Source organism: Erwinia tracheiphila (assembly GCF_021365465.1).
GTDB classification, from domain to species: domain Bacteria; phylum Pseudomonadota; class Gammaproteobacteria; order Enterobacterales; family Enterobacteriaceae; genus Erwinia; species Erwinia tracheiphila.
On record NZ_CP089932.1, the window covers coordinates 2,435,861 to 2,449,508 of the forward strand.

Annotated in this window: 8 protein-coding genes and 2 pseudogenes; 5 read left to right on the forward strand and 5 right to left on the reverse strand. The window is 49.7% G+C overall.

Annotation, left to right across the window (positions count from 1 at the left end):
- Nucleotides 1-1,896, reverse strand: coding sequence for a PTS beta-glucoside transporter subunit IIABC (gene bglF, locus LU633_RS12860; protein ID WP_016192634.1), 1,896 nt, complete (start codon nt 1,894-1,896; stop codon nt 1-3).
- Nucleotides 1,897-2,067: 171 nt separating this feature from the next.
- On the opposite strand from bglF, the pseudogene LU633_RS12865 reads away from it, so the two are divergent.
- From LU633_RS12865 to zntB, 3 genes and pseudogenes are all read left to right on the forward strand, one after another.
- Nucleotides 2,068-3,389 (forward strand): annotated as a pseudogene (locus LU633_RS12865) (IS4 family transposase).
- Between the two features lie 311 nt (nt 3,390-3,700).
- Nucleotides 3,701-4,741: an IS481 family transposase gene (locus LU633_RS12870; protein WP_046371813.1), complete on the forward strand. Its 1,041-nt coding sequence runs from the start codon at nt 3,701-3,703 to the stop codon at nt 4,739-4,741.
- A gap of 117 nt (nt 4,742-4,858) precedes the next feature.
- The gene (zntB, locus tag LU633_RS12875; protein WP_046371878.1) at nt 4,859-5,842 is read left to right on the forward strand and encodes a zinc transporter ZntB; all 984 of its coding nucleotides are present in this window, start codon (nt 4,859-4,861) and stop codon (nt 5,840-5,842) included.
- 321 nt (nt 5,843-6,163) lie between these two features.
- On the opposite strand, the gene LU633_RS12880 is transcribed toward zntB, so the two are convergent.
- Complete coding sequence (locus tag LU633_RS12880; RefSeq protein WP_016192636.1) at nt 6,164-6,751, reverse strand: tyrosine-type recombinase/integrase; 588 nt, start codon at nt 6,749-6,751, stop codon at nt 6,164-6,166.
- A gap of 231 nt (nt 6,752-6,982) precedes the next feature.
- Between LU633_RS12880 and LU633_RS12885 the strand changes: the two genes are divergently transcribed.
- Together LU633_RS12885 and LU633_RS12890 are read left to right on the forward strand one after the other, a co-directional pair.
- Nucleotides 6,983-8,203 carry an ISL3 family transposase gene (locus tag LU633_RS12885; protein ID WP_046371806.1) on the forward strand — a complete coding sequence of 407 codons (1,221 nt, stop codon included), beginning with the start codon at nt 6,983-6,985 and terminating at the stop codon, nt 8,201-8,203.
- A 194-nt stretch (nt 8,204-8,397) separates the two neighbouring features.
- Complete coding sequence (locus LU633_RS12890; protein ID WP_046371791.1) at nt 8,398-9,438, forward strand: IS481 family transposase; 1,041 nt, start codon at nt 8,398-8,400, stop codon at nt 9,436-9,438.
- A 34-nt stretch (nt 9,439-9,472) separates the two neighbouring features.
- On the opposite strand, the gene LU633_RS12895 is transcribed toward LU633_RS12890, so the two are convergent.
- From LU633_RS12895 to LU633_RS12905, 3 genes and pseudogenes are all read right to left on the reverse strand, one after another.
- Entirely contained in the window at nt 9,473-9,979 is a 507-nt protein-coding gene (locus LU633_RS12895) for an Arm DNA-binding domain-containing protein (protein ID WP_052734692.1), read from the reverse strand.
- A 31-nt stretch (nt 9,980-10,010) separates the two neighbouring features.
- Nucleotides 10,011-10,259, reverse strand: a complete 249-nt coding sequence (gene xisR, locus LU633_RS12900) for an excisionase family protein (protein WP_016192638.1) — start codon at nt 10,257-10,259, stop codon at nt 10,011-10,013.
- A 291-nt stretch (nt 10,260-10,550) separates the two neighbouring features.
- Nucleotides 10,551-13,520: pseudogene (locus LU633_RS12905) on the reverse strand (Tn3 family transposase).
- Nucleotides 13,521-13,648: the final 128 nt, after the last annotated feature.

Genomic DNA, 13,648 nt, shown 5'->3' on the forward strand with positions numbered 1-13,648 from the left:
TTAACTCCTTGTCTTTGATTGCAAAAATACAGTCATTAACGGCATGTTTTCTTGAATGATTTCTTGTTCGGTTGCAGGTATTACATCCAGGTAATCATCACTGTTGCTGATAATAATGGGAGTGGTCAGGTCATAACCTGCCTGTTGGATAGCTGCAAGGTCAAACTCAACGAGTACATCACCACAGCGAATCCGCTGTAGCTCGCTGACATGGGGGATAAAGTATTTTCCTGCAAGCTTTACGGTATCCAGACCAATGTGGATCAGAAACTCCACCCCATCATCTGAAAGCAATCCAATCGCATGACCAGTATGAAACAGAGAGACGACCTTGCCATTGACAGGCGAAATAACTCTGCCACTGGCCGGAACAATACCGACGCCTTTACCTAACAGGCCACTGGCAAATGTCTGGCCTGGTACATTCTCCAGAGGAATTACCTTTCCTGCCATCGGGCTGTTTAACACTATTGTTTTCAGAAGTGGGGTGGTTGGGTGTGGACTCTCGGCACCAGCAACAGGGACCGATTTTTCGTCAGGCAAACCAAATAACCAGGTTGACACTGCGGCAAATACCAGGGCCACAAGCGCCCCTGCGAAAACAGCAATGACGGAAGCATCAATGCCCGTATCAGGAATCGTCTGAAACAGAGTAAATATATTAGCCAGCCCGAATGAGTACACTTTGGCCTGGTAATAACCGATGATGGCCGCGCCCAGAGCGCCGCCAATGCAACCCAAAATAAAAGGACGGCGTTTAGGTAAGTTAACACCATATACCGCCGGTTCAGTGATGCCGAACCAGCATGCGCTGAATGCTGAAGCAGCAATTCCTTTCAATTTACTGTCGCGGGTGCGCAATAAAACCCCCAGCGTTGCCCCGGTCTGACCAAGCACCGCCGCCGTCAGGAGTGGTAGCATCGAATCCTGCCCATAGATGCTAAGGTTATTAAGCATCAATGGAACCATTCCCCAGTGCAGGCCAAAGATAACGAGAACTTGCCATAAACTGCCAAGAAATAACCCGGCTACCAGTGGGCTGAGGGCGTAAATCCAGAGATAACCATTTGCTAACAGATGGCTGAACTTGATGGCAAGCGGCCCAATGATCAGAAAGGTCAGTGGGACAACCAGTACAAGGCAGCATAATGGCGTAATGAAATTACGCACCGCTCCTGGTAGTCTGGGGGTTAACCACCGCTCTGTCCGGCAAGAAACCCAGGAAGCAAGAATTATGGGAATAACTGAAGAAGCATAGTTTATCAAAATGACGGGGATACCCAAGAAACTCATGGCAGAATCCCCCGACTGCGCCTGCCTGAATGCTGCCAGTATGGTCGGATGAATTAATGCACCAGCAATGGTCATACAGATAAAAGGGTTACCGCCAAACTTTTTGCCCGCGCAATAACCCAGAACTATCGGAAGGAAATAAAATAAGGCATCACTGGCAACGAACAGTATTTTATAGTTGCCATCTTGTTCATCCATCAGCCCGAAAGCCAGTGAGATAGCCAACAGACCTTTTAAAATGCCTGAGGCGGCCATAACACCAATAAATGGTGTGAAAATACCGGAGACAATATCGATGAATTTTGCAAAAACAGTCTGTTTTTCCTGAGCATCATCGTTATCTTTCTCCGCATCGTCCAGATTACCTTCCTCTAGCAGCGCCTGATAAACTTCATTAACGTAGTTACCTATCACTACCTGAAACTGCCCACCGCTTTCCACGACAGCGATGATATCACCATTTTGTTTCAGTCCGGTCAGATCCGTTTTGTCCGGGGACGCTAAATGGAAGCGAAGCCGTGTGGCACAATGCACCACTGACTTAACATTTTCCCTGCCACCCACCCCGGCCAGTATCTGTCGTGCCAGCTGCTGATATTTCATCGCGTTCACTCCGTTGCTGCTTATTGAGAGAATGTTGCGCCCAAAAAAAACCTAAATCGTTTATTTCTGTTCAACCGTAACAGAGATTAATGCCGATCATTTAAGGATCGGTTGACCGATCCGGTTTATGCGGTAAAAAGGGTTCTATGTTCATCATGGAACCCTTTTTAAATGGAACTTTCCCAGGCCCTCGGCATCATCAATGCCGCCACTCCTGAGCGCGCCCGTAGTCTCGCCGACCTTATTCCTCCCGAGCTTATTCAGCAGGCGCTCACCCTGACCGATACCGTTACTTTGCGTAAACGTAAACTTTCCCTCGAATCCATGATTTGGCTTGTCGTTGGGATGTCCATTTTTTGCGATCATCCGATGACCGAAATCGTCAATCTGATGGATATTACTGACCGGACCGGAGCTCCTTTTACCGCACGCAGCGCTGTCATTCAGCGCCGTAAGACTCTGGGTGAAAATGCAGTGCGGGAGCTTTTTGATATCACACAGCAGCACTGGAATCAGCAGGCTGCACATCCAAAATGGCACGGTCTGAATCTGTTTGCTGTCGACGGCGTGGTCTGGCGTACCGCCGATACGCCGGAAAACAGAGCCGTCTTCAGTAAACACAGCAGCCAGTACGGCGAAGGCGGCTATCCTCAGGTGCGAATGGTTTGTCTGATGGAGCTGAGCAGCCATCTGATCGCCGCCAGTGCATTCGACAGTGAAAAAGTCAGTGAAATGCGGCTGGCTGAGCACCTGACGGAGAAAACCCCGAATAACAGTATCACCCTGTTCGATAAGGGATTTTATTCGATGGGTCTGCTTCATCACTGGCAGACAGCAGGAGAACACCGTCACTGGTTGTTGCCGTTGAAAAAACACGTACAGTATCAGGTGGTTCGCCGTTTGGGGCGTGGAGATGAACTGATATGCCTGAAAACCAGTCCACGAGCCAGGAAGCAATGGCCAGGGGTCCCGAAGAAATGGTGGCAAGACTGCTGACCCGCAGGGTAGACGGTAAAGAGAGGCAGGTGCTGACGTCACTGACAGACCCGAATCGCTATCCGGGTAAAGATATCAGCGAGCTATATCGCCACCGCTGGGAAATAGAACTGGGCTACCGGGAAGCAAAGCAGGGTATGCTGGACAGCCGGTGGACATTACGCAGTCGCCTGCCGGAGCTGGTGAGACAGGAGCTATGGGGGGTACTGCTGGCTTATAACCTGGTGCGATATCAGATGGTGCAGATGGCGTTCCATCTGAAAGGAGATTACCTGCCTTACCAGCTGAGCTTCAGTGGAGCGATAAGCGAAATAATCCGGATGCTGATAACCCTGCCCTGGGCTTCGCCGGGAAAAATGCCGGGAGAACTGAGAACCCTGTATGAACAGGCGAAATGGCTTGTGTTACCGGGTAGAAGAGAGCGAAGTTACCCGAGAGAGTTGAGGGTAAAGAGCAGGAAATATCCGGATAAAAAGGTTGCTGGTCACCTTAAGTGACCAGCATTAGTAACAGAGATAAACGATTTAGGTTTTGCCTGATTTAACAGTAACAATCCTGAAGCTCTGCAGAGAATAGTTTATCAATCACCCATAAATGGCAAGATAAGGTGTTCGGATGATTTCAGTTACGTGAAGCAGATCGAACTTTCCAGATGCGCTGACACGTTTCTTAACGTTTGTATTCAGGTTCGTTGTATTGCATCAATTGTATTAGTCGCGACTTGATCTGACACTGGACCTTGAAAGGTTGAGAGTTACCGGTTTTGATATGGGTGTCTAATCCTTAAACAAAACGCGAGGTAACTCTCATGATTCATACTAACAATCCCATCATCAAACACAAAGCCGGCCTGCTCAATCTCGCCGAAGAACTCGGTAACGTATCAAAAGCCTGCAAGATCATGGGCGTGTCACGCGACACGTTTTACCGTTATCAGGAACTGGCTGCTGAAGGCGGCATCGATGCGCTGATTAACCAGAACCGCCGCGTCCCCAACCTGAAGAACCGCGCCGACGAAGCCACTGAACGCGCTGTTGTTGAATATGCCGTTGAGTTCCCGGCCCACGGGCAACACCGGACCAGTAATGAGCTGCGTAAAAAAGGCGTGTTTATCTCCGGTAGCGGCGTGCGCTCCATCTGGCAACGGCACGACCTGGAGAACTTCCGTAAACGCCTGAAGGCACTTGAGGAAAAGGTCGCCAGAGAAGGCATCGTGCTTACCGACGCTCAAATCGCAGCGCTGGAGAAGAAGGCCCACGATGACGAGGCCAGCGGAGAAATCGAAACTGCTCACCCGGGTTATCTCGGGTCGCAGGACACCTTCTACGTGGGCAATCTGAAAGGTGTGGGTCGTATCTACCAGCAGACGTTCGTGGATACGTACTCGAAAGTGGCACACTGCAAGCTGTATACGAGTAAAACGCCGATCACCGCCGCAGACCTGCTCAATGATCGCGTACTGCCGTTCTACGAGGCTCAGGGACTGCCGATGCTGAGGATCCTGACCGACAGGGGAACGGAGTACTGTGGTAAGGTGGAGCAGCATGATTACCAGCTGTATCTGGCCATCAACGATATCGACCATACAAAAACGAAGGCGATGTCTCCGCAGACGAACGGCATCTGCGAGCGCTTCCATAAAACTATTTTGCAGGATTTTTATCAGGTTACGTTCCGTAAGAAGTTATACGAAGACCTGGAGAGCCTGCAAACGGATCTGGACAACTGGTTGTGGCATTACAATAATGAGCGAACTCATCAGGGAAAAATGTGCTGCGGGCGTACGCCAATGGCCACGTTACTTGATGGTAAACGAGTCTGGGCAGAAAAAAATCTGAACCAGATGTAATCTGACAGACACCTGTATAAATAACCGGTAACTGTCAGATCAGGTCTGAGCTAGTACACATCAATGATGGCTCACGCTAGACTGTTTCGCACTGATTGATCTGAATATGGAGTGATTGTGGACGTCATTGAAGGCAAAACATTACAGATTTCCGACGCCATTATTTCCTGTCAACTCGATGGTAAAGGTGGGTTAACCCCCATTGAGGATAAAGATGTTATTCATTGTGATAAACCCTGCTGGTTACATCTGAATTATACCCACCGTGAAAGTGCCGACTGGCTGGTATCAACTCCTTTGATCCCCGACTCAGTAAGGGATGCGCTCGGGGGAGACAGTTTGCGACCCCGGGTTAACCGTCTTGGTGATGGCACTATGATCACCCTGCGCAGCGTAAACCTGAACAGTGAGTCACGGCCAGATCAACTGGTCGTGGTAAGAGTATTTATTAACGAGAAGCTGATTGTTTCTACCAGACAACGAAAGGTCTTCGCTATCGATGAAGTGTTGACCGATTTACAAAATGGAAACGGGCCTGTTAATGCAGGCAGCTGGCTGGTTGACGTTTGTGATGCCTTGACCGATCACACCAGCGAATTTATTGAGCAGCTACACGATAATATTATTGAGCTGGAAGATGCGGTCGTCGACCAGAAAGTCCCGCCGCGTGGAGAGCTGGCATTAATTCGTAAGCAGCTGATCATCATGCGCCGTTATATGGCTCCTCAGCGCGATGTGTTCTCGCGCATTGCCAGCGAACGGCTGCCGTGGATGAATGATGACGATCGCCGAAGAATGCAGGATATCTCCGATAGGCTGGGACGCGGACTGGATGATCTCGATGCCAGCGTTTCCAGAACGGCTGTACTGGCTGATGAGATAAGCTCGATGATGGCAGAAGCAATGAACCGAAGGACCTATACCATGTCAATGATGGCGGTAATTTTCCTGCCGACAACCTTTCTGACGGGATTATTTGGTGTAAACCTGGGCGGAATTCCGGGGGGAAGCTGGCGCTATGGTTTTGGTTTTTTTTGTTTATTGTTGATATGTCTGGTGCTAGGTGTTGCCTGGTGGTTGCGGCGACGTAAATGGTTGTAATCAGGCCCGATAAAGGTCATGAAAGGAATGAAAAAGCTGATCGGCATCAATAAATCCCCTCGCTGGTTGGGGGAAAATTCTTTCCGCAGGTGAATGCAACGTCAAGCGATGGGCGTTGCGCTCCATATTGTCTTACTTCCTTTTTTGAATTATTGCATAGCATATTTGATTCATACAAGCCGGTTTTTACCGGCTTTTTTTATCCCTGCATGAACACCACCTCCTATGCAGGTGGTCAGCAATAAGTTGGCTCTGCCAGTAATGCTACTCATGGGAATATGCAGATCTGGTGTGGTAAGTTTATGATTAAATAGGATATAACTACATAGCTTCCTTGTCGTAGCACGCATGTGGCACAAACTCATTTAATTTGGCGTTCATCAACGTCAGTTGTTGGGTGTTGTTTTCCACCATCCATGTGCCGTATATCCGGTACACCATTTGGGCGTCTGCGTGTCCCATTTGAGAGGCAACAAAGTTTGGGTTTGCTCCGGCCGACAAAGACCAGCAGGCATAGGTGTGCCGCGATTGGTAGGCCTTCCTGTGCCTCAATCCGGCTTTTCTTATAGCTGCGTCCCATGTTTGCCCTATAGAGTCAACAGCGTAGTGAGATCCACATCGCCCGTTTGTGGCGTTTACAGACGGGTTAAAGACAAATGTTTTCTCATCAGGGAAAGTTTGCCCATACTCCCTGGTATGAAATTCAATTCTTGATTGAGGTAGCATTCGGGTAAGAGCAAGCAGGTCGCGTAATACTGCAATGGCCGCATCAACCAAGCTCACAACTCTGTTGTTTCCCGCTTCAGTCTTTGGAGGAGTGAACAGCCCTTGAGATGTCAGATTACGTGTTACTGTAATAGTCTTTGCAGCAAGATTGATATCTTGCCCATGCCAGTGCGCAAAGCTCAACGTGGCGCAGCCCTGTCATTATTACTAATGACCAGAGGTTTGCTATCTGGCGGCTTTTACACGCACTTATGAGCCTGGGAAATTCCTCCCTCAGTATTGGATCAGGTTTTTTGCTCACCTTTTTCAGAGGGCTGATATTTTCCATCGGATTTATGTCAATATAAGGGTCTTCCCCTGTTGTGGTGGCTAAGGGCATTATGATGGCAGTCTTGATTTTCTGAGGAGTCTGCCATGGACGAAAAGTCCCTCTATGCCCATATCCTTAACCTGTCCGCACCGTGGCAGGTAAAATCCCTTTCTCTTGATGAAAAATCTGGTTCAGTGACTGTGATTGTCGGCATTGTCGGGCACACTCAACTGACCTGTCCAACATGCGGTAAATCCTGCCCCATACATGACCACCGGCGTCGCAAATGGCGTCACCTCGATACCTGTCAATTCACCACGCTGGTTGAAGCTGATGTACCCCGCATTGACTGCCCCGAGCACGGTTGCCAGACACTGCCGGTTCCGTGGGCGGGGCCAGGCAGCCGCTACACCCTGTTGTTCGAAGCCTTTGTTCTTTCATGGCTGAAAATTAGCACCGTGGATGCTGTCAGAAAGCAGCTCAAACTCAGTTGGAATGCCGTGGACGGCATCATGATGCGCGCAGTAAAACGAGGCCTGGCCCGGATAAAACAACCCTTATCGGCCCGTCATCTCTGCGTGGATGAAGTCGGGTTCAAAAAAGGACACCAGTACGTCACCGTTATCTCTGACAGGCAGGGACGCGCTTTGCAACTGACCGACGATCGCGGTGTAGAAAGTCTTGCCAGTTATCTGCGTAGCCTGAGAGATCACCAGCTTGAAGAGATAAAAACGCTGTCTATGGACATGAACACGGCCTATATCAGTGCTGCACGCATCCATCTCCCCAATGCCGTGGATAAAATCGCCTTCGATCACTTCCATGTGGCAAAAATGTTGTGCGCCATCGTTGATAAAACCCGTCAGGCTGAGATGAAACAGATCCCGTCGTCAGACAGGAAAGACGCCCACCGCTCACGCTACTTATGGTTTTACAGCAAACAAAATCGCTTTGGGCGCCGCGCTGAGAGGTTAGAAGTTGCCCGGCTGGTGTTACCGCAAACGAACCAGTGCTGGGTAATGAAAGAGCTTGCCCGCGATCTGTGGCACCGCCGCTATGACGACCATAGCCGTAAGTTGTGGCAGGAATGGATGGCGATGGCTAAAGACACCGGCATACCACTCATGGTCAGCATTGCCCGCATGGTGGCAAAGCGGCTTTACGGCATTCTGAATGCGATGAAAAACCGGGTATCGAACGGCAATGCGGAGTCTCTGAACAGTAAAATACGGTTGCTGAGGATCAAGTCACGGGGCTTCAGGAATAAAGAACGGTTCAAGCTGGGCGTAATGTTCCACTACGGGAAGCTGAACATGGCGTTCTGAGTCTCCCACCATGATCGGGGAAGTCCCCAATATAACCATTACTCTGAGCGAACTTCATAACGGCATAAAGGTCACCCATGCAGGTGTTCACCTGTATTAGTCGCGACTTGATCTGACACTGGACCTTGAAAGGTTGAGAGTTACCGGTTTTGATATGGGTGTCTAATCCTTAAACAAAACGCGAGGTAACTCTCATGATTCATACTAACAATCCCATCATCAAACACAAAGCCGGCCTGCTCAATCTCGCCGAAGAACTCGGTAACGTATCAAAAGCCTGCAAGATCATGGGCGTGTCACGCGACACGTTTTACCGTTATCAGGAACTGGCTGCTGAAGGCGGCATCGATGCGCTGATTAACCAGAACCGCCGCGTCCCCAACCTGAAGAACCGCGCCGACGAAGCCACTGAACGCGCTGTTGTTGAATATGCCGTTGAGTTCCCGGCCCACGGGCAACACCGGACCAGTAATGAGCTGCGTAAAAAAGGCGTGTTTATCTCCGGTAGCGGCGTGCGCTCCATCTGGCAACGGCACGACCTGGAGAACTTCCGTAAACGCCTGAAGGCACTTGAGGAAAAGGTCGCCAGAGAAGGCATCGTGCTTACCGACGCTCAAATCGCAGCGCTGGAGAAGAAGGCCCACGATGACGAGGCCAGCGGAGAAATCGAAACTGCTCACCCGGGTTATCTCGGGTCGCAGGACACCTTCTACGTGGGCAATCTGAAAGGTGTGGGTCGTATCTACCAGCAGACGTTCGTGGATACGTACTCGAAAGTGGCACACTGCAAGCTGTATACGAGTAAAACGCCGATCACCGCCGCAGACCTGCTCAATGATCGCGTACTGCCGTTCTACGAGGCTCAGGGACTGCCGATGCTGAGGATCCTGACCGACAGGGGAACGGAGTACTGTGGTAAGGTGGAGCAGCATGATTACCAGCTGTATCTGGCCATCAACGATATCGACCATACAAAAACGAAGGCGATGTCTCCGCAGACGAACGGCATCTGCGAGCGCTTCCATAAAACTATTTTGCAGGATTTTTATCAGGTTACGTTCCGTAAGAAGTTATACGAAGACCTGGAGAGCCTGCAAACGGATCTGGACAACGGGTTGTGGCATTACAATAATGAGCGAACTCATCAGGGAAAAATGTGCTGCGGGCGTACGCCAATGGCCACGTTACTTGATGGTAAACGAGTCTGGGCAGAAAAAAATCTGAACCAGATGTAATCTGACAGACACCTGTATAAATAACCGGTAACTGTCAGATCAGGTCTGAGCTAGTACAGTTCACCGTTGCAGCGGTGCGCCCCTTCTTCTCTATATTCCGCTTCCTGCCGACAAAATAGCTCCCGGTCAGAAGCTCAACTCTCAGGCTTAATAAGTCCTGATGCCTGATTGTTCGTATGTTTTTTGATTCCCCAATTTTTTCAATAGTCGCTCTCAGTCTTCTTGCTGTAACTGTGTAAGTGTTGTTAGCAAGTTCTGGTTTTTTTAGCCTGAGCCAGAGATCGGCAACCTCACGGATAGCTACCTTAAAGCTACAAGCCAATTCATTTTTAAATACGGGTGAATCAGGAAATTGTGACCGGTAATCAAAATTTCCTATTTTTATGCGATAGACAATATTATCGCGCAACTCTCCCGCCATTTTGCGATTCTTGGGTGTGTCCGGCACACCTAAAGCTTCCCACATCCTCTTTCCCTGATACATGAACCATATTCGTAGATGATTCTTGTTTGGAGCCACTCCCGTTGGGTACTTAGCCATATCATTAACTCCTGTTGAAAGGGATAAGCATTTAAGCAGATTTCTTACGGGGGATCGCTGCCGGCTGTCGTTCAATCCACTTTTCAATCAGCTTCCAGTCGTAAAAACACATGCTGTTGTCGTATGGCTGACCGTTTGCCGAAACATGCTTGTACTCCCGACCCTCCATCCATGAATGATCGCGAGCGGCTTTAATGGTGTTCTTCTTAAGGCCGGTGATTGCTATGAGCAATGATTCAGCGACCCATTTGCTCGGAACGAGCTGGATTACATTATCCATATTTACTTCTGTATTAATTCAGGCGAATAACACCCATACGATGATTGCGATTGGGATTTCAGGGAGGGTGATCATAGTTTTCCGGCACGATACTCCGTCTCAATAAAGGACTCCTTTCCTGCCGCTTCGATAACGTTAGAGAGTAGCTCTCTGTTCGCTTTACCAATAACTGTATCAGGGCTAATGTCCAGATGTTTAAGTGACTTTAAACGTGCTTGTTCTCGATAAATTAAATCTTGTCGCTTGGCATCTACCTTTTTAATTACCTGGGGTCAGTTTGGATATCGAAAATTATTGTACGTTAAGGTTATTTTTTGACCTTTCTACTTTAGCAGGCCTCAGCCGACGAAACTTACCGGAAGCCGGTATCCGGTTACTCTTCCAGATATAATCGCCTGTCAGATTGATGTGTTCCCAGCCTAGCGGGGACAAATGTGACAACAGTTGCTCGTTGATCTTCAGCCCCTTACGCTTCAAGGCCTCGACCGCTCTTTCCATATAGACGGTATTCCACAGCGAGATAGCTGCCGTCAGCAGCGTTAGTCCACTGGCGCGGTAGCTCTGATTTTCCGGTTTTCGGTCCCTGATTTCACCCAGCCGGTGTAGGAATACCGCACGCGCCAGCGCGTTACGGGCTTCTCCTTTATTCAGTCCCGCCTGTACCCGCCGACGAAGTGCCGGATCGCGGAACCAGTCGAGCATAAACAGCGTTCGTTCAATACGGCCAATTTCTCTCAGTGCTTTGGCAAGTCCGTTTTGCTTAGGGTAGCTGGCAAGCTTTTTCAGCATCAGGGATGCCGTCACGGTTCCCTGCTTTATCGAGGTCGCCAGACGTAGCACTTCACGCCAGTGAATTTCAATTTCTTTCAGATTCAGGCTGGTTGTTGATATCAGTGACTGAAGCGCCGGATATTGGTCCGCTTTCCCTTTGATAAATAGCTTCTTGTCGTGGAGATCCCGAATTCGTGGACAGAACGCAAATCCCAGCAGATGCATCAGGGCAAAGACATGATCGGTGAAACCCGCTGTATCGGTGTAATGCTCCCTGATTTCCAGGTCGCTTTCGTGGTACAGCAAGCCATCGAGCACATGTGTTGAATCCCTGACCCGACTGATTATGCAGGTGTAAAACGGGCTGTATTGGTCCGAAATATGGATATAAAACTGACGTCCGGGCTCCTCCTGACCTGCGTAGCGGCCTGCGCTGCCTGTTCTGAAATTCTGTCCATCTGATGATGATGTTGTCCCGTCTCCCCAGAATGCCGCCAGCGGCCTTTTTCCCTGTGCGTTTACCAGCTCTGCAAGGGCGGCTGAATAAGTTTCATCATGGATGTACCATGCCTGAATATCTTCGAGTGATGATTTGGTGCTCCCGGGGCAGGCTTCTGCCATTTTGGTCAGGCCAAGATTGATGCCATCCGCAAGAATGGTGGTGAGGAGCAGGCGGGTATCGGGACGGGTAATGTCATTTTTTATATGCGAAAAATGTCGGGTAAACGTCGTCCACCTGTTTACCTCATCGAGAATTTCCGTAATTTTGGGGCGCGGTAGCATGCTGTAAACCAGCTCCGCCAGCGGTGAAACTTGCACCGGAACGCAGTTATCCAGCGGAGAGACTTTTACTCCCCTGTCGGAAATCTCCACATCAGGCAGTTCACCAAGGGCAGCCATGGCATTGACCTCTTCAAGTCTGGACTGAAGCAGGGTCATACGGCTGGTAATGTAATCATGATAATCAGCAGATACGGGCAGGGGCAGCGCCGGTATGAGTTTGTCAAAGTCCTTTTCGGGAATGAGGTAATCATCAAAATTTTTGTAGCGGCGTGAGCCTTTAACCCAGATATCCCCGGAGCGCAACGCCCCCTTAAGCTCGCTGAGCGCACAAAATTCATAGTACTGCCGGTCAATACCCGCAGGTGTAATCACAACCTTGCGCCAGCTTTCGGGAACAAACTCAAGTGGCGCTGTCGCCGGAACTTTACGTGACTGCTTCTGGTACATATCCTTGATCACAACCAGCGCATCAGCCAGTGGTTGCGCTGCCGGAGTTGCGACCAACTGTAAAGCGGACAACATGCGCGGGGCATATTTCCGTAATGTGCTGTATTTCTCGGTAATAATATGCAGCGGTTCAAAATTATTTTTTCTGGCGAGATGGCGTGTTTCCTCCAGACTGGCGACAAATTCCGGCCATGAGAGTATGTTTTCTATTGTAAGCTAGGGATCGCCACCGGAATCACGGGCATCAGATAGCGCCTGACCGACATCGATGTACTGCCTCATTTTTGACTGGATCAGCTTTCCGGTCTGCTGAAAGCGCTCGGCCTGGGTTCTTTTGACTTTGCTGAAAAGACTGTTCAGCATGCGCTCATGCAGCTCAATCACTTCGTCTGTCAGTGTGGCCCTGGCTTCTTCCAGTACGCACACAAGGATCGCATGGCGCCGTGTTGCTGAAAATCGGGTCAAATCCCGGCTGCTCATCTTGCGGCCTTCCCGCGCCAGTTTAAGCAATCGGTTCTGGTGAATGGTACGATCTATACCTTCAGGTAATGCCAGCGATTCAATGCTACTGAGCCGATCAAGATGCTGCAGCACGTTCTTACCATTGATTTTACCCGGCGGTTGCAGAAGCCATGTCAGCCTGGAAGACTGATTATCTGAGGACTCAAGTAAACGATCCAGAGCATCCCTGTGAGCCGGAGTTAACGGGGCATTCAGGGTCTGAAATACGATTTTATCGCCGCCAGCCATGGCCTCAGCACAGGTACGCTCCACGACATCAATCGCGGGGATCATCACGTTGTTCTGCCAGAGCCAGGCCAGTAACTCTTCGGCCAGGAGAATACCCTTATCGGTGCGCGTCGCCATCGGCAGCAGGTGTGTAATACAGTCCTGCTGTATTTTGCCGGTGAACGCCTTTACGCCAAGATAGCGGTACAATTCGGTTAAATGCTCGCGTCGAGTGGTATCCCTGCCGGAAAGGTAAGCAGGCCAGAGATCTCCGGTAAGTTTTAGCCTGCTGGCGATATGCTTCAGCAGCGCATCAGAGGGCGGGACTTTTTTATCCGGGGCAAAGCCGACATTTTTCAGATAGCAAAGAAGGACGGCAAAACCAAAACGGCTGGCGGGTTTACTGTGGGCACAAATAAGTGCCAGATCATGTTCACTGAAATACGCCATTCGGGTCAACGTTAATTCATCGTCCGGTAGTGCCAGTAATGATTCTCTTTCCGACAGCGAAAGAATCTGCCTCCTTGCCATATAGTTTCCCTCGTAAATTATTTGATTCGGTATTTTTAACAAAAATGGTTATCGCATAAGGGTACACCCTGACGCCAGACCTAAAACGTGACGCCACACGATGAATGACATAACCTATATGCGATAGA

Coding starts and splice junctions, on each gene's coding strand:
- bglF (WP_016192634.1), bottom strand. CDS start 1,896: ATGAAATATCAGCAGCTGGCACGACAGATACTGGCCGGGGTGGGTGGC.
- LU633_RS12870 (WP_046371813.1), top strand. CDS start 3,701: ATGATTCATACTAACAATCCCATCATCAAACACAAAGCCGGCCTGCTC.
- LU633_RS12885 (WP_046371806.1), top strand. CDS start 6,983: ATGGACGAAAAGTCCCTCTATGCCCATATCCTTAACCTGTCCGCACCG.
- LU633_RS12890 (WP_046371791.1), top strand. CDS start 8,398: ATGATTCATACTAACAATCCCATCATCAAACACAAAGCCGGCCTGCTC.
- LU633_RS12895 (WP_052734692.1), bottom strand. CDS start 9,979: ATGGCTAAGTACCCAACGGGAGTGGCTCCAAACAAGAATCATCTACGA.
- xisR (WP_016192638.1), bottom strand. CDS start 10,259: ATGGATAATGTAATCCAGCTCGTTCCGAGCAAATGGGTCGCTGAATCA.